This is a genomic window from Massilia sp. 01N410 (assembly GCF_056399665.1).
In genome coordinates this window covers 135382-155152 of record NZ_JBFTRV010000011.1, presented here as the reverse complement: position 1 = coordinate 155152, position 19771 = coordinate 135382, and the positions used below count along the sequence as shown (strand labels likewise).

Annotated in this window: 20 protein-coding genes; 18 read left to right on the top strand and 2 right to left on the bottom strand. The window is 64.5% G+C overall.

The window, feature by feature from the left end:
• Window positions 1-45 precede the first annotated feature (45 nt).
• From AC1DOP_RS16405 to AC1DOP_RS16375, 7 genes are all read left to right on the top strand, one after another.
• The gene (locus tag AC1DOP_RS16405; protein WP_441935239.1) at window positions 46-726 is read left to right on the top strand and encodes a response regulator transcription factor; all 681 of its coding nucleotides are present in this window, start codon (window positions 46-48) and stop codon (window positions 724-726) included.
• A 13-nt stretch (window positions 727-739) separates the two neighbouring features.
• Window positions 740-1108 (top strand): hypothetical protein, encoded by a 369-nt coding sequence (locus AC1DOP_RS16400; RefSeq protein WP_441935240.1) that lies wholly within the window; start codon window positions 740-742, stop codon window positions 1106-1108.
• A 40-nt stretch (window positions 1109-1148) separates the two neighbouring features.
• Window positions 1149-1421: a hypothetical protein gene (locus AC1DOP_RS16395; RefSeq protein ID WP_477252242.1), complete on the top strand. Its 273-nt coding sequence runs from the start codon at window positions 1149-1151 to the stop codon at window positions 1419-1421.
• Window positions 1422-1494: 73 nt separating this feature from the next.
• Window positions 1495-2205 carry a transposase gene (locus AC1DOP_RS16390; protein ID WP_441935242.1) on the top strand — a complete coding sequence of 237 codons (711 nt, stop codon included), beginning with the start codon at window positions 1495-1497 and terminating at the stop codon, window positions 2203-2205.
• A gap of 210 nt (window positions 2206-2415) precedes the next feature.
• A complete protein-coding gene (locus tag AC1DOP_RS16385) occupies window positions 2416-7137 on the top strand; it encodes a glutamate synthase-related protein (protein WP_477252239.1) in 4722 nt (1573 codons plus the stop codon).
• A 124-nt stretch (window positions 7138-7261) separates the two neighbouring features.
• Window positions 7262-8725, top strand: coding sequence for a glutamate synthase subunit beta (locus AC1DOP_RS16380; RefSeq protein ID WP_477252237.1), 1464 nt, complete (start codon window positions 7262-7264; stop codon window positions 8723-8725).
• 130 nt (window positions 8726-8855) lie between these two features.
• Window positions 8856-9713: an endonuclease/exonuclease/phosphatase family protein gene (locus tag AC1DOP_RS16375; RefSeq protein WP_477252235.1), complete on the top strand. Its 858-nt coding sequence runs from the start codon at window positions 8856-8858 to the stop codon at window positions 9711-9713.
• Here AC1DOP_RS16375 and AC1DOP_RS16370 read toward each other — a convergent pair.
• Window positions 9665-10699 carry a CapA family protein gene (locus AC1DOP_RS16370; protein ID WP_477252233.1) on the bottom strand — a complete coding sequence of 345 codons (1035 nt, stop codon included), beginning with the start codon at window positions 10697-10699 and terminating at the stop codon, window positions 9665-9667. The two genes, AC1DOP_RS16375 and AC1DOP_RS16370, sit on opposite strands and share 49 nt — an antisense overlap.
• Window positions 10696-11346 (bottom strand): dienelactone hydrolase family protein, encoded by a 651-nt coding sequence (locus AC1DOP_RS16365; protein WP_442121290.1) that lies wholly within the window; start codon window positions 11344-11346, stop codon window positions 10696-10698. Before AC1DOP_RS16365 ends, AC1DOP_RS16370 begins: the two co-directional genes overlap by 4 nt.
• 371 nt (window positions 11347-11717) lie before the next feature.
• Between AC1DOP_RS16365 and AC1DOP_RS16360 the strand changes: the two genes are divergently transcribed.
• The 11 genes from AC1DOP_RS16360 (at window position 11718) to hisG (ending at window position 19770) form a co-directional block, all read left to right on the top strand.
• A complete protein-coding gene (locus tag AC1DOP_RS16360) occupies window positions 11718-12521 on the top strand; it encodes an ABC transporter ATP-binding protein (RefSeq protein WP_441935247.1) in 804 nt (267 codons plus the stop codon).
• Window positions 12518-13300: a lipid asymmetry maintenance ABC transporter permease subunit MlaE gene (gene mlaE, locus AC1DOP_RS16355; RefSeq protein ID WP_441935248.1), complete on the top strand. Its 783-nt coding sequence runs from the start codon at window positions 12518-12520 to the stop codon at window positions 13298-13300. Before AC1DOP_RS16360 ends, mlaE begins: the two co-directional genes overlap by 4 nt.
• 46 nt (window positions 13301-13346) lie before the next feature.
• Window positions 13347-13823 (top strand): outer membrane lipid asymmetry maintenance protein MlaD, encoded by a 477-nt coding sequence (mlaD, locus tag AC1DOP_RS16350; protein ID WP_441935249.1) that lies wholly within the window; start codon window positions 13347-13349, stop codon window positions 13821-13823.
• Window positions 13820-14710 carry an MlaA family lipoprotein gene (locus tag AC1DOP_RS16345; protein WP_477252230.1) on the top strand — a complete coding sequence of 297 codons (891 nt, stop codon included), beginning with the start codon at window positions 13820-13822 and terminating at the stop codon, window positions 14708-14710. The genes mlaD and AC1DOP_RS16345 overlap by 4 nt, the downstream gene beginning before the upstream one ends.
• 30 nt (window positions 14711-14740) lie before the next feature.
• Window positions 14741-15391 (top strand): MlaC/ttg2D family ABC transporter substrate-binding protein, encoded by a 651-nt coding sequence (locus AC1DOP_RS16340; RefSeq protein ID WP_441935251.1) that lies wholly within the window; start codon window positions 14741-14743, stop codon window positions 15389-15391.
• Window positions 15392-15393: 2 nt separating this feature from the next.
• Window positions 15394-15669, top strand: coding sequence for an STAS domain-containing protein (locus AC1DOP_RS16335; RefSeq protein WP_441935252.1), 276 nt, complete (start codon window positions 15394-15396; stop codon window positions 15667-15669).
• A gap of 105 nt (window positions 15670-15774) precedes the next feature.
• Entirely contained in the window at window positions 15775-16710 is a 936-nt protein-coding gene (locus AC1DOP_RS16330; protein ID WP_477252227.1) for an ABC transporter ATP-binding protein, read from the top strand.
• Entirely contained in the window at window positions 16707-17474 is a 768-nt protein-coding gene (locus tag AC1DOP_RS16325; RefSeq protein WP_441935254.1) for an ABC transporter permease, read from the top strand. The genes AC1DOP_RS16330 and AC1DOP_RS16325 overlap by 4 nt, the downstream gene beginning before the upstream one ends.
• Before the next feature lie 26 nt (window positions 17475-17500).
• On the top strand, window positions 17501-17740 hold the full coding sequence (locus tag AC1DOP_RS16320; RefSeq protein ID WP_441935255.1) for a BolA family protein: 240 nt from the start codon (window positions 17501-17503) through the stop codon (window positions 17738-17740).
• 13 nt (window positions 17741-17753) lie between these two features.
• Window positions 17754-19016 (top strand): UDP-N-acetylglucosamine 1-carboxyvinyltransferase, encoded by a 1263-nt coding sequence (murA, locus tag AC1DOP_RS16315; protein ID WP_441935256.1) that lies wholly within the window; start codon window positions 17754-17756, stop codon window positions 19014-19016.
• A gap of 79 nt (window positions 19017-19095) precedes the next feature.
• Window positions 19096-19770, top strand: a complete 675-nt coding sequence (hisG, locus tag AC1DOP_RS16310) for an ATP phosphoribosyltransferase (protein WP_441935257.1) — start codon at window positions 19096-19098, stop codon at window positions 19768-19770.
• Window position 19771 lies beyond the last annotated feature (1 nt).

Below are 19771 nucleotides of genomic sequence, written 5' to 3'. Positions count from 1 at the left end.
CGAACAGAGAGAGACCGGGAAAACGAATAAAGACATGGCCAACCCATGACGCAAATACTGATTGTTGAAGACAATGGCGAATACGCCGGCGACATGGCCGACTTCCTCACGGAGCTCGGCCACGACGTCACGATCGCGACCACCGCCGGCGACATGTGGGCGGCGCTGACCCGCACGCCTGCCGCCGTGGTGGTGCTCGACCTCGGCTTGCCGGACGAAGACGGGTTCAACGTCATCCCGCGGATGCGCCAGCTGTATCCGGAGATCGGCCTGCTGGTCTTGACCGGACGGGTCGCGTTCGACAACCGCATCCTCGGCCTGCGCCTGGGGGCGGACCACTATCTCACCAAGCCGATCAAGTTCCCCGAGCTGGCCGCCCACATCGAGGCGCTGGATCGCCGCGTGCGTCCCTCGGCGCCGCCCCCGGCGCCGAGCAAGTGGACGCTGCGCGTGTCCGCCCGCCAGCTCGAGCTGATGGGCAAGGTCATCGACCTGACGGAAAAGGAGTGCAATTTCCTGCACCTGCTGACCATCAATACCCGGCCGGTGCCGCGCCAGGTGATCGTGGCCGGCATGGGCGGCGACGATCCGGATGCCAGCCGCCGCGTCGACATGCTGGTCTACCGCCTGCGCAAGAAAGCGCGCACCGGCCTCGGCCAGGACTTGCCGCTGCGCAGTGCCTACGGCGAGGGCTACAGCCTGTCGGCCGGTTTCACGCTGGCCTGAAACCCTCGAGCGCATGAGGCGCAATGCCTGGCTCTTGCTTGCATGCGCGGCTGGCGCCGGCGTGCTGCTGGCCTGGCAGTCGCTGCACCAGGAAGCTGACGGCGATCCGTCAACTTGCAGCGCTTCGACGGAAAAGTTCATGGCCTCGCTCGGGCCGGGGATGCCTTATCCCGAGGTCGTGAAGGAAATCCAGCACAGGAAGCTGCGCTACGAGGCGCCCGAACCGCTGCCGGGGTACGACGCCGACGATACACGCCGGCTGTACGTGAGGCTCAGGGAAACCGGTTTCCTGGTCAGCCGGCGCGAGGATGTCCGCGTCGAATTCGACAGCGCCAGGAAATTGGTCCGGCTCGACTGCATGGTCGTCTTGACCGGACCCTGATACCCTAGGCTGTCGATCGCGCGCATGGAGGCAATCCGCCATGAAGTTTCCCTGCCCCTGGGAAGAAGTCGACGGTTTCACCAGCCTGGTCGAATTCCGCAGCTTCGAACGCTGGATGACCGGGCAGGTCAGCGGTGGGCTGGCCAGGCAGGTGCCGGTGGCCGTTCCCTACCGCCACGACGATGGCGATGGCGATGGCGATGGCAGCATCGTGCTGGTCGAGGTCTGGTATCTGCACCTGCAGAGCCGCGAAACCTGGCGCCTGGTGTGGCCGGAGCCGCCTTTCGACGGCATTTTCAAGAAAATCCGATAATTGGGGACATGGTGATGCATTTTTTCTGTGTGCGCGGATATAATCGGGGACATAGTCAATTCTCGATACTGCCATGGCCCGCCAACCCCGCCTGATCCTGCCGAACCAGCCGCACCTGATCCTCCAGCGCGGCAACGACAACCAGCCCATCTTCCGCGACGACGAAGACCAGGAGCGCTTCCACGACTGGCTGAAGGAGTGCGCGCGGCTGTACAAGGTGGCGGTCCACGCCTGGGTCCTGATGCCGAATCACGTCATCCTGCTGGCCACGCCCGCGGACGAAGACGGCCTGGCGCTGATGATGCAGAAGGTCGGCCGCCATTACGTTCCCTGGTTCAACAGCAAGTACGGCCGCTCGGGCACGCTGTTCCAGGGCCGCTTCCGCACCTCGCTGGTCGACGCCCCGCACTACCTGCTGGCCGCAAGCCGCTACCTCGAGCTGGCGCCGGTGCTCGCCCAGCTGGCGCCGGAACCGGCCGACTACCGCTGGTCCAGCTATGCCCACCACGCCGGCCTGCGGTCCGATACCCTGGTCACCGACCACATGCTGTACTGGGGACTCGGCAACACGCCCTTCCAGCGCGAAGCCGCCTACATCGAACTGGTACGGCAGGGCTATGGCAGCGAGGAGGGGGAACTGATCGGCGGCGCGCTGGCCAAGGGCGCGCCGGTGGGCTCCTATGCCTTCAAGGCCGAGCTCGAAAAAAAGACCAAACGGCAGATTCTGCCAGCCAAGCGTGGACGCCCTTTCAAGACCAGGCAGCCGGAAGAGCTGCTCGACTGAGCCTTCGATTCCAGCAATCCCTTGATTTAAAAAAGCATTTTGATATCGTGGATGCTGTTGGTGTGCCCGTTATTACTATGTCCCTATTTATTTTGAGGGGGGAATTTTCCAAATTTAATTCGACTCCGACCCTAATTGTTGTGATTGATGTTTACTTGACTCTGCTCTATTCTCGGCCTTCACTTCTTCAAAAATGCCGTGGAGTCCCTCATGATTGCCCAAGGTTTATACGATCCCGCCAATGAACACGATGCCTGCGGCGTCGGTTTCATCGCCCACATCAAGGGCAACAAGAGTCATTCGATTATTGAACAGGGTCTGCTGATCCTGAAGAACCTGGACCACCGCGGTGCGGTCGGTGCCGATGCGCTGATGGGCGACGGCGCCGGCATCCTGATCCAGATTCCCGACCAGTACTACCGAGACGAGATGGGCAAGCAGGGCGTCGACCTGCCGCCGCCCGGCGAATACGGCGTCGGCATGATCTTCCTGCCGAAGGAACACGCCTCGCGCATCGCCTGCGAACAGGAAATCGAACGCGCCGTGCGCGCCGAAGGCCAGGTCGTGCTGGGCTGGCGTAACGTGCCGGTCGACGAGACCATGCCGATGTCGCCGACCGTGCGCGCCAAGGAACCGGTGATCCGCCAGATCTTCATCGGCCGCGGCCCCGACGTCATGGTCACCGATGCGCTCGAGCGCAAGCTGTACGTGATCCGCAAATCGTCCGGCCACGCGATCCAGGCTCTGAAACTCATCCACGGCAAGGAATTCTTCGTGCCCTCGATGTCGGCCCGTACCGTCGTGTACAAGGGCCTGCTGCTGGCCGACCAGGTCGGCGTCTACTACCGCGACCTGCAGGATCCGCGCTGCGTCTCGGCGCTGGCCCTGGTGCACCAGCGCTTCTCGACCAACACCTTCCCGGAATGGCCGCTGGCCCACCCGTATCGCCTCATTGCGCACAACGGCGAGATCAACACCGTCAAGGGCAACTTCAACTGGACCCGCGCCCGCGAAGGCATGATGAAGTCGGCCGTGCTGGGCGAAGACCTGAACAAGCTGTTCCCGCTGATCTATGAAGGCCAGTCCGACACCGCCTGCTTCGACAACGCGCTCGAACTGCTGGTGATGGCCGGCTATCCCGTAGCCCAGGCGATGATGATGATGATCCCGGAAGCGTGGGAAAACCATGCGACCATGGACGAGAACCGCCGCGCCTTCTACGAATACCACGCCGCGATGATGGAGCCGTGGGACGGTCCGGCCGCGATGGCCTTCACCGACGGCCGCCACATCGGCGGCACCCTCGACCGCAACGGCCTGCGTCCGGCGCGCTACGTCGTCACCGACGACGACCTGGTGGTGATGGCTTCCGAGTCCGGCGTGCTGCCGATCCCGGAATCGCGCATCGTCAAGAAATGGCGCCTCCAGCCGGGCAAGATGTTCCTGATCGACCTCGAAGCCGGCCGCATCATCGACGACAAGGAACTGAAGGACACCTACTCGAACGCCAAGCCGTATAAAGCCTGGATCAAGTCGGTGCGCATCAAGCTCAACGAAATCAAGGTCACCGACAGCCAGCTCGCCCACAGCCGCGTGAAGGATACGCCGGCCCAGGGAGAGAAGGCGGCGATCTCGCTGCTGGACCGCCAGCAGTCCTTCGGCTATACCCAGGAAGACTTGAAATTCCTGATGGCGCCGATGGCGGTGCTGGGCGAGGAAGCCACCGGCTCGATGGGCAACGACTCGCCGCTGGCGGTGATGTCGAACAAGCTCAAGCCGCTGTACTCCTACTTCAAGCAGCTGTTTGCGCAGGTGACGAACCCGCCGATCGACCCGATCCGCGAAAGCATGGTGATGTCGCTGGTGTCCTTCATCGGCCCGAAGCCGAACCTGCTGGACACGAACAACGTGAACCCGCCGATGCGCCTCGAAGTCTCGCAGCCGATCCTCGGTTTCGACGACATGGCGCGCCTGCGCTCGATCAGCCTGCACACCGGCGGCAAGTTCAAGTCCTATGAGCTGAACATCTGCTACCCGACGAGCTGGGGCAAGGAAGGCATCGAAGCCTCGCTGGCCTCGCTGTGCGCGGAAGCCGTGGACGCGGTCAAGTCCGGCCACAACATCCTGATCGTCTCGGACCGCGCGATGTCGGCCGAGCAGGTCGCGATCCCGGCCCTGCTGGCCACCTCCGCCGTCCACCAGCACCTGGTGATGCGCGGCCTGCGCGCCTCCACCGGCCTGGTGGTCGAAACCGGTTCGGCCCGCGAAACCCACCACTTCGCCCTGCTGGCCGGCTACGGCGCCGAAGCCGTGCACCCCTACCTGGCGCTGGAGACCCTGGTCGACCTGGCGGCCCACCTGCCGAAGGCGATGTCGCCGCAGGACGCGACCTACAACTACACCAAGGCGGTCGGCAAGGGCCTGATGAAGGTGATGTCGAAGATGGGCATCTCGACCTATATGTCCTACTGCGGTGCCCAGATCTTCGAAGCCGTGGGCCTGAACAAGTCGCTGGTCGACAAATACTTCCGCGGCACCTCGTCGACGGTGGAAGGCATCGGCCTGTTCGAAGTGGCCGAGGAAGCACTGCGCCTGCACCACCTGGCCTTCGGCAAGGACCCGGTGCTGGCCAACAGCCTGGACGTCGGCGGCGAATACGCCTTCCGCGTGCGCGGCGAAGACCACTTGTGGACTCCGGACGCGATCGCCAAGCTGCAGCACTCGACCCGCGCCAACAACTTCAACACCTATAAAGAGTACGCCCAGATCATCAACGACCAGAGCAAGCGTCACCTGACCCTGCGCGGCCTGATGGAATTCAAGATCGACCCGGCCAAGGCGATCCCGCTGGGCGAAGTCGAACCGGCCAAGGAAATCGTCAAGCGCTTCGCCACCGGTGCGATGTCGCTCGGTTCGATCTCGACCGAAGCCCACGCGACGCTCGCCATCGCCATGAACCGCATTGGCGGCAAGAGCAATACCGGCGAAGGCGGCGAAGATCCGCGCCGCTACATGGGCGAGTTCAAGGGCATCAAGATCGCCAAGGGCGAGACCCTGGCCTCGATCCTGGGCTCGGACCGCGTGGTTGCCGACATCCCGCTGCAGGAAGGCGATTCGCTGCGCTCGAAGATCAAGCAGGTGGCATCGGGCCGCTTCGGCGTCAGCGCCGAGTACCTGGCCTCGGCCGACCAGATCCAGATCAAGATGGCACAAGGCGCCAAGCCGGGCGAAGGCGGCCAGCTGCCGGGCCACAAGGTGTCCGAGTACATCGCGTCCCTGCGCGTGTCGGTGCCGGGTGTCGGCCTGATCTCGCCGCCGCCGCACCACGACATCTACTCGATCGAAGACCTGGCCCAGTTGATCCACGACCTGAAGAACGCCAACCCGAACGCGTCGATCTCGGTGAAGCTGGTGTCGGAAGTCGGCATCGGCACCGTCGCCGCCGGCGTCTCGAAGGCCAAGGCCGACCACGTGGTGGTCGCCGGCCATGACGGCGGCACCGGCGCCTCGCCGCTGTCGTCGGTGAAGCATGCCGGCACGCCGTGGGAACTGGGCCTCGCCGAGACCCAGCAGACCCTGGTGCTGAACGGCCTGCGCAGCCGCATCCGCGTGCAGGCCGACGGCCAGATGCGCACCGGCCGCGACGTCGTCATCGCCGCCCTGCTGGGCGCCGACGAAATCGGCTTCGCCACCGCGCCGCTGGTGGTCGAAGGCTGCATCATGATGCGCAAGTGTCACCTGAATACCTGCCCGGTGGGCGTGGCAACCCAGGATCCGGAGCTGCGCGCCAAGTTCCAGGGCAAGCCGGAACACGTGGTCAACTACTTCTTCTTCGTCGCCGAGGAAGCGCGCCAGATCATGGCCCAGCTGGGCATCCGCACCTACGACGAGCTGATCGGCCGCGCCGACCTGCTCGACCAGAACCGCGCCATCACGCACTGGAAGGCGCAGGGCCTGGACTTCAGCAACATCTTCTACCAGCCGAAGGCCGCCAGCCCGCAGGCCCTGCTGCACAGCGAAGGCCAGGACCACGGCCTGGACAAGGCACTGGACCACAAGCTGATCGCCCAGGCCAAGCCGGCGCTGGAGCGTGGCGAGCGCGTGTCCTTCATCTCGCCGGTGCGCAACGTCAACCGCACGGTCGGCACCATGCTGTCGGGTGAAGTCGCCAAGCGCTACGGCCATGCCGGCCTGCCGGACGACACCATCCACATCCAGCTGCAGGGCACGGCGGGCCAGTCGGCCGCGGCCTTCCTGGCGGCCGGCATCACGATCGACCTGGTGGGCGAGGGCAACGACTACGTGGGTAAAGGCCTGTCGGGCGGCCGCATCATCGTGCGTCCGAATACCGAGTTCCGCGGCTGGGCGGTGGACAACATCATCGTCGGCAACACGGTGCTGTACGGCGCCATCGCCGGCGAAGCCTTCTTCAACGGCGTGGCCGGCGAACGCTTCGCGGTGCGTAACTCGGGCGCGACGGCCATCGTCGAAGGCCTGGGCGACCACGGCTGCGAATACATGACCGGCGGTACCGTGGTCGTGCTGGGCGACACCGGCCGCAACTTCGCAGCCGGCATGTCGGGCGGCGTGGCTTATGTGTACGACCCGAAGGGCGAGTTCGAGCAGAAGTGCAATACGACGATGGTGAACCTGGAGCGCGTGCTGTCCACCAAGGAGCAGGGCGACAAGTCGTCCTGGCACGCCCAGACCCGCAACGGCGAGCGCGAGTCGGACGAAGCGATCCTGAAGCGCCTGATCGAACGCCACTTCAAGCACACCGGCTCGACCCGCGCCCGCAACCTGCTGGACGACTGGGCCGCCAGCCGCGGCAAGTTCGTGAAGGTCTTCCCGACCGAATACAAGCGCGCGCTGGAGGAGATGCACAACTCCAGCATGGAAGAGGCGAACGACAAGATCGAGTTGGCTGCCTGAATACCGTCGTTCCCGCGAAGGCGGGAATCCAAGTTCTGCGAGCGCTGACGATACGCGTGCAAACTTGGACCCCCGCCTGCGCGGGGGCGACGGCTGAATCGACGGAATTGATAAGGAAAATATTGTGGGTAAAATCACCGGCTTCATGGAATTTCAGCGCCAGGAAGAAGACCACCTGGAACCCGCCGCGCGCCTGAAGAACTACAAGGAATTCACGCTGACGCTCAGCAACGAGCAGGCCAAGGTGCAGGGCGCGCGCTGCATGGATTGCGGCATCCCCTTCTGTAACACAGGCTGCCCGGTCAACAACCTGATCCCCGACTGGAACGACCTGGTCTATCACGGCAACTACCGCAACGCCGTCGAGAACCTCCATTCGACCAACAACTTCCCGGAATTCACGGGCCGGATCTGCCCCGCACCCTGCGAGGCCGCCTGCACGCTGGGCATCAACAACGAGCCGGTCGGCATCAAGTCGATCGAGCGCAAGATCGCCGACGCCGGCTGGGAAAACGGCTGGATCGTGCCGCAGCCGGCCGCCGTCAAGACGGGCAAGAAGGTCGCGATCGTCGGCTCGGGTCCCGCCGGCCTGGCCGCGGCCCAGCAGCTGGCGCGCGTCGGCCACGACGTGACCGTGTTCGAGAAGAGCGACCGCATCGGCGGCCTGCTGCGCTACGGCATCCCCGACTTCAAGATGGAGAAGGGCCTGATCGACCGCAGGGTTGAGCAAATGCAGGCGGAAGGCGTGACCTTCCGCACCAGCACCCTGATCGGCAAGGACTTCCCGACCACGGTCAGCAATATGGCGCGCGAGACCATCTTCCCGGAAGACCTGGTCAAGGACTTCGACGCCGTCATCATGGCCGGCGGCGCCGAGCAGCCGCGCGACCTGCCGGTGCCGGGCCGCGAGCTGAAGGGCGTGCACTTCGCGATGGACTTCCTGCCGCAGCAGAACCGCGTGAACGCCGGCGACAAGGTGAAGGACCAGATCAAGGCCACCGGCAAGCACGTGGTCGTGATCGGCGGCGGCGACACCGGTTCCGACTGCGTCGGCACCTCGAACCGCCACGGCGCCGCCAGCGTCACCCAGTTCGAACTGATGCCGATGCCGCCCGAGATTGAAAACAAGCCGCTGGTCTGGCCCTACTGGCCGACCAAGCTGCGTACCTCGTCCTCGCACGAGGAAGGTTGCGAGCGCGACTTCGCGGTGGCCACCAAGCGCTTCGAAGGCAAGGGCGGCAAGGTCGAGAAGGTCATCGCCTGCCGCGTCGAGTGGAAGGACGGCAAGATGATCGAAGTGCCGAACAGCGAATTCGAACTGAAGGCCGACCTGGTGCTGCTGGCCATGGGCTTCGTCGCACCGGTGCAGCAGGTGCTGGATGCCTTCAGCGTGCAGAAGGATGCGCGCGGCAATGCCCGTGCGACGGTCGACGGCGAGACCTCGTACCAGACCACGGTACCGAAGGTGTTCGCGGCCGGCGACATGCGCCGCGGCCAGTCGCTGGTGGTGTGGGCGATCCGCGAAGGCCGCCAGTGCGCGCGCGCCGTGGACGAGTTCCTGATGGGTTCTTCCGAACTGCCGCGCTGAGCGGCGGTATCAAGCTCACCTGAGAAGCGGCCCTGCGGGGCCGCTTTGTCGTTTAGTGGAGGGCGATAAACTGCGCCCCTGCCCGGCCATTCCCGCGCCATCGGCAGCAGGATGTGCTTAACTCTCCCGTATGAAGACCATCCTTTTGCTGCTCGCCATGCTCTGCGGACCCGCCGCGTGGGCGGCGTCCCAGGCCTCGGTGCCGCTGAATGTCGCCACCTACAATGTCGCCACCTACAACCTCCGCTACGACAACCCCGGCGACGGCCCCAATGCCTGGCCCGCCCGCAGGGAGATGGTCAAGGCGTTGATCCGCTACCACGAGTTCGACATCCTCGGCACCCAGGAAGGCTTGTCCGGCCAGATCGCCGACCTCGCGCAGATGGAAGAATTCGAGCATGTCGGCGTCGGCCGCGACGACGGCAAGGACGCCGGCGAGCATTCGGCGATCTTCTTCCGCAAGAGCCGTTTCGCCTTGCTGGACAAGGGGGATTTCTGGCTCAGCGAAACGCCCGACCGTCCTTCTTTCGGCTGGGACGCCAGGTGCTGCCATCGCCTCGCCTCATGGGCGCGCCTGCGCGACCGCGCCAGCTCGCGCGTGCTGTATGTCTTCTCGGTGCATTTCGACCATGAGGGCGAGCAGGCCCGCCGCGCCTCGGCCGATCTGATGCTGAAGAAGATCGTTGAGATCGCCCACGGCGAGCCGGCCATCTGCGTCGGCGATTTCAACTCGACGCCGGACACGGTGCAGATCCGCACCATGTCGACCGCGCTGCGCGACGCCTACCAGGCCAGCAAAGCGCCGCCCTATGGTCCAGCCGGCACCTTCAACGATTTTCACATCGACAGGCTTGCCACCGACAGGATCGACTACATCTTCGTCGACCGCCACTTCGACGTCCTCAAGTACGCGGTGCTGGGCGACTCCTTCGACAGGCGCTATCCCTCCGACCACTTCCCGGTCGTCTCGCGGGTGGTGCTCAGGTAGATCGCCAGGCGATCGTCCTCGACCTGGACCGTGGTGCCGAGGGCCGCGCACAGCTCATGCATGCGCTCGGCGATCCAGGTCCGCTGCGCGCTGTTCGCCGGGAACGCCCGGCAATGCCGGATGAACAGCGGGTGCATGATGATCCGCTCCAGCGCGTCGTCTCCGAACTCCAGCGCGAACAGCAGCTGGTGATCGTTGCGAAAGCCCGGATCGACGGCGTAATCGTCGACCAGGTCGCCGGCCGCATACAGGATCGGGCAGCCTTCGTACAGCTCGATGCCCTGGAATACGTGGGCGCTGTGGCCGAACACGATCTTCCAGCCGACCTCGATCGCGACCCGGGCCAGGCGGCGCTGGCGCTGGTCGGGCGCGCTCGCCATGTTCGGCCCCCAGTGCAGCGACAGGATGGGCCAGCGCACGCCTTCCGCACGCAGCGGCGCCAGCGCGCGGGCGAAGGCGTCGACGGCAGCGGCCTCGTCGTGCAGGCCGAGCCAGGCCATGCCGGGGTGGTCTTGGGTGGCGGCGAAATCGTCCTGGTGATCGCAGAAGGCGGCCATGCCGATCCGCACGCCCTTGCGCTCGACGATCACCGGCGCCGATGCGGCCGCCAGGTCGGCGCCGGCGCCCGTGTGGAGGATGCCGTTGGCGTCGAGGATGCGGACGGTCTCCAGCAAACCCTGCACGTCGTAGTCGAGGATGTGGTTGTTCGCCAGGCTCACCAGCCTGACACCGGCCTCGCGCAGCGCCTCGCCGGCGAGCGGCGGCGCGCGAAAATAAAAGGCTTTCGGTGCGCCGTGCCAGCGCTCTCCCGGCTCGCAGATCGCGCACTCGAGGTTGGCGACGGCGAGGTCGGCCTCGCGCAGCAGCGGCGCGACCGCGCCCAGCGGATGCTGCGCACCCTCGCGCAGCATGGCCTCGCCGGCCAGGCGCCCGAGCATCAGGTCGCCGCCGAACAGCAGGCGCAGCGGTATCGCAGCAGGACTCATGCCGTCTTGCGGGCAAAGTGCCCGACGAACCAGTTGGCCGCCAGCCGCGCCACTTCCTCCAGGGTGCCAGGCTCCTCGAACAGGTGGGTGGCGCCGGCCACGATGGCCAGTTCGCGCGGGCAGCGCAGCTGGGCGAAGGCTTGCCGGTTCAGGTCGATCACGGCGTCGTCGTTGCCGCCCACGATGAGCAGGGTCGGCGCTGTCACGCCGTGCAGGGCCGCGATGCCGGCCAGGTCGGGCCGGCCGCCGCGCGAGACCACGGCGGCAATCGACAGGTAGGGCGGGCCGGGATGCGGCTGGCCCAGGTAGGGATCGCCGAGGTGGGGCTCGCCCGCCAGCCGCAGCGCGGCGGCGGCGCCGGTGCTGGCGCCGAACAGTCCCAGCGGCAGCTTCGCCGTCGCTGGCTCGCGCGCCAGCCAGCGCGCCGCGCTGCGCAGGCGCAGGGTGAGCAGGGCGATGTCGAAGCGGTGATAGGAATCGGCTTCCTCGTCCTCGCTGAGCAGGTCGAGCAGCAGGGTGCCGATGCCGGCCTCGCGCAGGATACGGGCCACGTAGTTGTTGCGCGGACTGAGGCGGCTGCTGCCGCTGCCATGGGCGAACAGGACGACACCCAGCGCTTCGTGGGGAAGTTCCAGCATGCCTTCCATATCGATGGCGTCGTGCTGGATGTGGATCAGGGCCTTGGCGTTCACGTTGGCCTCCCGGGTAAGTTCAAGCCCATGATGCGCCCGAAAATCCGGGTAGTCCATGCCCTCGCGCGAAGGGGAATCGTCAGGCTTGCTTCGCATGCAAAGTATTCGTTTCCATGGGGAATTTGTTAATAATCTTTAGCAAAACGCAACAATCTCAGGTATGCATATCTCATTTAAAACAAATACTTACGTGAGGAAAATATCTGACTCACTGTTCAGTAGTGTTGTAATATCACGTCGATAAGTACGCTGGAATTGGGCCGTCTCCAGCAGGGATTGACGTTTCTGCACTACAATAGGAGATTCACCAAATACCAAATTCCACTGTGTCCAACCTTGTCGAAATCCGCGATCTGCATTTTTCGTATGGAGATCGCCCCATCCTGTCGAATCTGAGCATGGATTTCCCGCGCGGCAAGCTGATCGCCGTGATGGGCGGTTCCGGCTCCGGCAAGACGACGGTGCTGCGCCTGATCGGCGGCCAGATCCGTCCCCAGCGCGGCACGGTCGCGGTGGACGGCGAAGTCGTTCATCAGCTCGACACGGAAAACCTCTACCGCCTGCGCCGCAAGATGGGCATGCTGTTCCAGTTCGGCGCCCTGTTCACCGACCTGACCGTGTTCGAGAACGTGGCCTTCCCGCTGCGCGAACACACGGAGCTGCCGGAAGAAGTGCTGCGCGACCTGGTGCTGATGCGCCTGAACGCGGTCGGCCTGCGCAATGCGGCCCAGCTCAAGCCGAACGAGATCTCGGGCGGCATGGCGCGCCGCGTGGCGCTGGCGCGCGCGATCGCGCTGGACCCGGAACTGATCATGTACGACGAGCCCTTCGCCGGCCTCGACCCGATCTCGATGGGCGTGACCGCCAACCTGATCCGCAACCTGAACGACACCCTCGGCTCGACCTCGATCCTGGTGTCGCACGACGTCAACGAAACCTTCAGCATCGCCGACTACGTCTATTTCCTGTCCGGCGGAAAAATCGTCGCCCAGGGTACGCCGGAAGAAATGCGTGCTTCGTCCGATCCCTACGTGAAACAGTTCGTCAACGCCCAGCCGGACGGTCCGGTACCCTTCCACTATCCGGGCAAATCGCTGGCCGAAGACCTGGGCCTGGAGGCCAAGCGATGATCGCGCGCTTCCTCGGCTTCATCGGCGCCTTCGTGCTGGACACGATCGCCCGCATCGGTTTCGTCACGCGTTCCTTCGTCAAGCTGCTGGGCAGGCTGCCCGGCGCGCTGAAGCGCCCGGCGCTGATCTCGGAGCAGGTCCACTTCATCGGCAACTATTCGATGCTGATCATCGGCGTGTCCGGCCTGTTCGTCGGCATGGTGCTGGGCCTGCAGGGCTATTACACGCTGAGCCAGTTCGGCGCCGACGAGAAACTCGGCCAGCTGGTGGCGCTGTCGCTGCTGCGCGAGCTCGGTCCGGTGGTCACCGCGCTGCTGTTCGCGGGCCGCGCCGGCACCTCGCTGACCGCCGAGATCGGCCTCATGAAGGCCGGCGAGCAGCTGTCGGCAATGGAAATGATGGCTGTGAACCCGCTCCAGCGCGTGCTGGCGCCGCGTTTCTGGGGCGGCGTGATCGCCATGCCGGTGCTGGCCACGATTTTTTCCGCCATCGGCATCATCGGCGGCTACCTGGTCGGCGTGCAGCTGATCGGCGTGGACGAAGGCGCGTTCTGGTCCCAGATGCAGAGCAATATCGACGTGCGCCGCGACATCATGAACGGCGTCCTGAAGAGCTTCGTGTTCGGCATTGCGGTCACCTTCACCGCCCTGTTCCAGGGTTATGAAGCGCAGCCGACGCCGGAAGGCGTGTCGCGCGCGACCACGCGCACCGTCGTGATCGCGTCGCTGATGGTGTTGGGCCTCGACTTCGTCATGACCGCGCTGATGTTCAACAAATAATTTAGAAGACTGGCTGATTTAACGCCTACATATATTAGGAAATCTTATGCATCGCAAATCTATTGACGTCTGGGTCGGACTTTTCGTGCTGTTGGGTGCGGTATCGCTCCTTTTCCTGGCCCTCAAGGCAGGTAACATGAGCACTATCTCGTTCAGCAAGACGTATGCGATCGTCGGCAAGTTCGACAACATCGGTGGCCTCAAGCCCCAATCGCCCGTCAAGAGCGCAGGCGTGGTCGTGGGCCGCGTCGGCGATATCAGCTTCGACGACAAGAGCTTCCAGGCCCTGGTTCGCCTCGACTTGAACCCGGCCTATAAGTTCCCGAAAGATAGTTCGCTGAAGATCCTGACCTCCGGTCTGCTGGGCGAACAGTACATCGGCATCGAAGCGGGCGGCGACACCAACAACCTGGTGGATGGCGACCGTATCACCCGCACGCAGTCCGCCGCGGTGCTGGAAGACCTGATCAACCAATTTATTTATAGCAAAGCAGCCGAAGGAAAGGATGGCAACAGCAAATGAGCATTCGTAACGCATTGGCACTGGCGGCAGGCGCTGCCGTGCTGCTGAGCGGCTGCGCGACCGCCACCAATCCGAAGGACCCCTTCGAGAAGTTCAACCGGGCAATGTTCAGCTTCAACGACGCGGTCGACCGTACCGCCCTGAAGCCGACCGCGACTTTCTACCGGAACTACACCCCGGACTTCGTGCAGACCGGTGTCGGCAACTTCTTCGGCAACCTGTCGGACCTGTGGAGCTCGGTCAACAATTTTGCCCAGCTCAAGGGCCAGGACGGCCTGAACGACTTCACCCGTTTTGCCGTGAACTCGACCCTGGGCCTGGTCGGCGTGCTGGACATCGCGACCCCGGCCGGCCTGCGCAAGCACAACGAAGACCTGGGCCAGACCCTGGGTTACTGGGGCGTCCCAAGCGGCCCCTACTTGATGTTGCCGATTCTGGGCGCATCTACGGTGCGCGACACCATTGCCCTGCCGGGCGACTTCTGGGGCGATCCCTGGGATCACGTGAACGATATCCCGTGGCGTAACGGCGGCATCCTGCTGCGCGCCGTCGACCAGCGCGCCAGTGTGCTGGACGCCTCGAACCTGCTGGAAGACGCTGCCCTCGACCGCTACGAATTCATCCGCGACGGTTACCTGCAGCGCCGTAACAGCAAGGTGCTGGATACCGACAAGGCCCAGGAGCGTGCCGACAAGGTGCATGAAAAGCTCGAGAAGGTGCAGGAAAAAGTGCAGGAAAAGCTGGGCGTGAAGAAGACGCCGCGTCCGGACGACGCGGGCGACGACGCTGCGCCGGCCAGCCAGGACCAGCCCCCGGCAAAACAGGATTCGGCGCCGAATAATCCGCCGGCGCCGGCCCCTGTGTCATCCGAACCGGTCCAGAAGTAGTTAACGGGATAACCAAGACAAAGGAAGCGTATGAAGCCTATCGCACAATTGATCGTGACTGCCGCCGTGGCGGCCTTTTCCACCAGCGTGATCGCTGCCCCGGCCCAGGCCGCCAGCGAAGCGCCGGACCTGCTGGTCAAGCGCGTCAGCACCGACGTGATCGACGCCGTCAAGGCCGACAAGGACATCCAGGCCGGCAACAGCCGCAAGATCATCGACCTGGTCAACACCAAGATCCTGCCGTACGTCGATTCCGACAAGATGACGTCGCAGGCGGCCGGCCGCTTCTGGCGCCAGGCGAGCCCGGAACAGCAGAAGCAACTGTCGGAAGAATTCCGCCAGCTGCTGATCTACACCTATTCCGGCGCGCTCTCGCAGATCAAGAACGAAACCATCGAGTTCAAGCCCTTCCGCGCCGACCCGGCCGACACCGAAGTCGAGGTGAAGTCGCAGGTCAACCTGACCCGCGGCGAGCCGATCACCCTGAACTACCGCCTGAGCAAGACCCCGCAGGGCTGGAAGATCTTCGACCTGAACGTGATGGGCGCCTGGCTGGTCGAGACCTACAAGTCGACCTTCGCTTCCGAGATCGGCAAGGGCGGCATCGACGGCCTGATCAAGAAGCTGCACGACCGTAACCAGCAGCTGGCCAACAAGCCGCTGAAGGCGCCGCAGAAGTAAGCATGGCGGAGTCCAATCCCATGCTGTCGCTGGATGCCCTGACCTTCCAGAACGCCCAGGCGGCGCTGGAGCAGGGCTGCGCGGCGCTGTCCGCCGGCGCGACCGTGTTCGACCTCGGTGGCGTGCGCGCCGCCGATTCCTCGGCCCTGGCCCTGATGCTGGCCTGGCAGCGCCGCGCCCAGGCGCAGGGGCGCAAGCTCAGTTTCGTCAACGTGCCGGCCAACGTCGATGCGCTGGCGCGCCTGTATGGTGTCGATGGCCTGATCGGCCGGGCGTGACCGCCGCTTCATGACGGATGGGCTCACGCCGACCCGTCATGACGATTTCTTCTATAATGGCTCGTTTCCCCTGCATGGTCCGCCGTCCGGCGCGGCCACTTTCGCATGACAGCCATCCAGATTGACAGCGTCGAGAAAAGCTACAAGGGCTTCAAGGCCCTCAAGGGCGTTTCCCTGACCATCGAACAAGGCGAATTCTTCGGCCTGCTCGGCCCGAACGGCGCCGGCAAGACCACTCTCATCTCCTGCATCGCGGGCCTGATCCGGCCCGATGTCGGGAGTGTGCGCATCCACGGCCACGACGTCGTCAAGGACTTCCGTTCGGCCCGCATGGCGCTCGGCGTGGTGCCGCAGGAGCTGGTGTTCGATCCCTTCTTCACGGTGCGCGAGACCCTGCGCCTGCAGTCCGGCTACTTCGGCCTGAAGAACAACGACAAGTGGATCGACGAGGTCATGGAAAACCTCGACCTGACCGCCAAGGCCGACGTCAATATGCGCGCCCTGTCCGGCGGCATGAAGCGGCGCGTGCTGGTGGCCCAGGCCCTGGTCCACAAACCGCCCGTGATCGTGCTGGACGAACCGACCGCCGGCGTCGACGTCGAACTGCGCCAGACCCTGTGGAAGTTCATCTCGCGCCTGAACCGCGAGGGCCACACCGTGGTCCTGACCACCCACTACCTCGAAGAAGCGCAGGCCATGTGCCAGCGCGTGGCCATGCTCAAGACCGGCAACGTGGTGGCGCTGGACACCATGTCGCAGCTGCTGCGCCGCGTGTCGGGTTCCTCGCTGATCGTGCACCTGAAGCAGGGGACGCTGCCGGAAGGCCTGCGCCACCTGGTCGCCCACGACGAGCACGACGACGCCTCCAAGCCGAATGGACAGGGCAACAAGTACACCCTGCGCGTGAACGAGTACGCCGACGTCGAAGGCATCCTGGCGCGCCTGCGCGAATCGGGCGCCGTGATCGACGAAATGCAGCTGCAGCAGGCCGACCTGGAAGACATCTTTATCCAGATCATGGAAGGGGCACCCATCCGATGAATGTATTCTCCGTGGGTTTCCGCACCCTGTTCTACAAAGAGATCCTGCGCTTCTGGAAGGTCGCCACCCAGACCATCGCCGCGCCGGTCGTCACCTCGATGCTCTACCTGCTGATCTTCGGCCACGTGCTGGAAGGCCGCGTGCAGATGCTCGCCGGCGTCGACTACACCGCCTTCCTGATCCCGGGCCTGGTGATGATGAGCGTGCTGCAGAACGCCTTCGCCAACTCCTCGTCCTCGCTGATCCAGTCCAAGATCACCGGCAACCTGGTGTTCATCCTGCTGCCGCCGCTGTCGCACTGGGAGATCCTGTCCGCCTACGTGACGGCATCGATCGTGCGCGGCCTGTGCGTGGGCGCCGGCGTGTTCATCATCACCGCCTGGTTCGCCCACCTGTCCTTCGTGTTCCCGCTGTGGATCGTCGTGTTCGCCCTGCTGGGCGCGGCCATCCTCGGCACGATGGGCGTGATCGCCGGCATCTGGGCCGAGAAGTTCGACCAGCTGGCCGCGTTCCAGAACTTTTTGATCATGCCTGCAACATTTTTGGCCGGTGTGTTCTATTCGATCCAGAAACTGCCCCCGTTCTGGCTCGCAGTCTCGCATTTCAACCCGTTCTTTTATATGATTGACGGGTTCCGTTACGGTTTCTTCGGCAAGTCTGATGTCTCGCCCTGGACCAGCCTGGCCATCGTCGCCGTGTTCTTCATCGTGCTGGCCGGCGTCGCCATCAACCTGCTCCGCCGCGGCTACAAGCTGCGTCATTAAGATTTATCCAAAATTCACTGCGCATCATGGCTACCACACCTGAACTCATCCACGGCTACATCAAGGCCGGCCTGGACACCACCCACCTCGAAGTCGAGGGCGACGGCCAGCATTTCAGCGCCGTCATCGTGTCCCCCAGCTTTGCCGGCAAGAGCCGCATCCAGCGCCACCAGATCGTCTACGCCGCCCTCGGCGACCGCATGCGCGAGGAGATCCACGCGCTGTCGATGAAGACCCTGACCCCCGAAGAATTTGCTGCCAACTAAGCAAGGATAATCCATGGACAAGCTCCAGATCACCGGCGGCAAGCGCCTGAACGGCGACATCGTCATCTCGGGCGCCAAGAACGCCGCGCTGCCCATCCTGTGCGCCGGCCTGCTGACCTCGGGCGACCTCGAACTGTCGAACGTGCCGCGCCTGCACGACGTGCGCACCATGCTCAAGCTGCTGGCGCAGACCGGCCTGAAGGTGACCCAGGGCGAAGGGGACGACAGCGAGAACGTCACCCTGAACGGCGCCAACATCGACAAGCTCGAAGCGCCGTACGAGCTGGTGAAGACCATGCGCGCCTCGATCCTGGTGCTGGGCCCGATGCTGGCGCGCTTCGGCGAAGCCAAGGTCTCGCTGCCGGGCGGCTGCGCGATCGGCTCGCGTCCGGTCGACCAGCACATCAAGGGCCTGCGCGCGATGGGCGCCGAGATCACGATCGAAGGCGGCTACATCCATGCCAAATGCGCGAAGCTGAAGGGCGCGCGCATCCTGACCGACATGATCACCGTGACCGGCACCGAGAACCTGCTGATGGCCGCGGTGCTGGCCGAAGGCGAGACGGTGCTGGAAAACGCCGCGCGCGAGCCGGAAGTGACCGACCTCGCCAACATGCTGGTGGCGATGGGCGCGAAGATCGAGGGCATCGGCACCGACCGCCTGGTGATCCAGGGCGTCGACGCCCTGCACGGCACCAGGCACGCCGTGATCTCGGACCGCATCGAAGCCGCTACTTTTCTTTGCGCGGTGGCGGCGACCGGCGGCGACATCCGCATCGTCAATACCCGCACCGACATCTTCGACGTCGCCATCGACAAGCTGCGCGAGATGGGCGTGCAACTGACGGTGGAAGGCCAGGCCATCCGTGCGCGCATGGACGGCCGTCCGCGTCCGGTGTCCTTCCGCACCACGGAATATCCCGGCTTCCCGACCGACATGCAGGCCCAGTTCATGGCGGTGAACACCATCGCCGACGGCCCGAGCCGCGTGACCGAGACCATCTTCGAGAACCGCTTCATGCACGTGCAGGAACTGAACCGCCTGGGCGCGCAGATCTCGATCGAGGGCAACACCGCCTTCATGCGCGGCGTCGGCCGCCTGGTCGGCGCACCGGTGATGGCCACCGACCTGCGCGCCTCGGCCTCGCTGGTGATCGCCGGCCTGGCCGCCGAGGGCACCACCATCGTCGACCGGATCTACCATCTGGACCGCGGTTACGACCGCATGGAAGCCAAGCTGTCGGCGGTTGGTGCCGACATCGTTCGTATCAAATAAAGCTACTATTAGCGTAGTACCAGCATTACCAACGTCGTTCCCGCCTGCGCGGGACGACGGGCATCGGCTGACACTCAATATGACCAAATCACCCCAGGACAGCAAGCAGCTGATCCTCGCCCTCTCCAAGGGCCGCATCTTCGAAGACACGCTGCCGCTGCTGGCCGCGGCCGGCATCGAGGTGCTGGAAAATCCGGAAACCTCGCGCAAGCTGATCCTGGCGACCAACGACCCTGGCGTGCGCGTGCTGATCGTGCGCGCCACCGACGTGCCGACCTATGTCCAGTACGGCGCCGCCGACTTCGGCGTGGCCGGCAAGGACGTGCTGCTCGAGCATGGCGGCGAAGGCCTGTACCAGCCGGTCGACCTGCGCATCGCCTGCTGCCGCATGTCGGTGGCGGTGAACGCCGGCTTCGACTACGAGACCGCGGTGCGCCAGGGCGCGCGCCTGCGCGTGGCCACCAAGTTCGTGGAAACCGCGCGCGAGCACTTCGCCAAGAAGGGCGTGCACGTCGACCTGATCAAGCTGTACGGCTCGATGGAACTGGCGCCGCTGGTCGGCCTGTCGGATGCCATCGTCGACGTGGTCTCGACCGGCGGCACCCTGCGCGCCAACAACCTGGTCGAAGTCGAGAAGATCATGGAGATCTCTTCGCGCCTGGTGGTCAACCAGGCCGCGCTCAAGCTCAAGCGCGAGCGCCTGCAACCCATCATCGAGGCCTTCGAACGCGCCTCCAAGCAGCAAGGTCAATAAC

Coding starts and splice junctions, on each gene's coding strand:
- AC1DOP_RS16335 (WP_441935252.1), top strand. CDS start 15,394: ATGGCGGAGTCCAATCCCATGCTGTCGCTGGATGCCCTGACCTTCCAG.
- murA (WP_441935256.1), top strand. CDS start 17,754: ATGGACAAGCTCCAGATCACCGGCGGCAAGCGCCTGAACGGCGACATC.
- mlaE (WP_441935248.1), top strand. CDS start 12,518: ATGATCGCGCGCTTCCTCGGCTTCATCGGCGCCTTCGTGCTGGACACG.
- AC1DOP_RS16385 (WP_477252239.1), top strand. CDS start 2,416: ATGATTGCCCAAGGTTTATACGATCCCGCCAATGAACACGATGCCTGC.
- AC1DOP_RS16395 (WP_477252242.1), top strand. CDS start 1,149: ATGAAGTTTCCCTGCCCCTGGGAAGAAGTCGACGGTTTCACCAGCCTG.
- hisG (WP_441935257.1), top strand. CDS start 19,096: ATGACCAAATCACCCCAGGACAGCAAGCAGCTGATCCTCGCCCTCTCC.
- AC1DOP_RS16400 (WP_441935240.1), top strand. CDS start 740: ATGAGGCGCAATGCCTGGCTCTTGCTTGCATGCGCGGCTGGCGCCGGC.
- AC1DOP_RS16320 (WP_441935255.1), top strand. CDS start 17,501: ATGGCTACCACACCTGAACTCATCCACGGCTACATCAAGGCCGGCCTG.
- AC1DOP_RS16365 (WP_442121290.1), bottom strand. CDS start 11,346: ATGGAAGGCATGCTGGAACTTCCCCACGAAGCGCTGGGTGTCGTCCTG.
- AC1DOP_RS16390 (WP_441935242.1), top strand. CDS start 1,495: ATGGCCCGCCAACCCCGCCTGATCCTGCCGAACCAGCCGCACCTGATC.
- AC1DOP_RS16405 (WP_441935239.1), top strand. CDS start 46: ATGACGCAAATACTGATTGTTGAAGACAATGGCGAATACGCCGGCGAC.
- AC1DOP_RS16345 (WP_477252230.1), top strand. CDS start 13,820: ATGAGCATTCGTAACGCATTGGCACTGGCGGCAGGCGCTGCCGTGCTG.
- AC1DOP_RS16330 (WP_477252227.1), top strand. CDS start 15,775: ATGACAGCCATCCAGATTGACAGCGTCGAGAAAAGCTACAAGGGCTTC.
- AC1DOP_RS16325 (WP_441935254.1), top strand. CDS start 16,707: ATGAATGTATTCTCCGTGGGTTTCCGCACCCTGTTCTACAAAGAGATC.
- AC1DOP_RS16375 (WP_477252235.1), top strand. CDS start 8,856: ATGAAGACCATCCTTTTGCTGCTCGCCATGCTCTGCGGACCCGCCGCG.
- mlaD (WP_441935249.1), top strand. CDS start 13,347: ATGCATCGCAAATCTATTGACGTCTGGGTCGGACTTTTCGTGCTGTTG.
- AC1DOP_RS16340 (WP_441935251.1), top strand. CDS start 14,741: ATGAAGCCTATCGCACAATTGATCGTGACTGCCGCCGTGGCGGCCTTT.
- AC1DOP_RS16370 (WP_477252233.1), bottom strand. CDS start 10,699: ATGAGTCCTGCTGCGATACCGCTGCGCCTGCTGTTCGGCGGCGACCTG.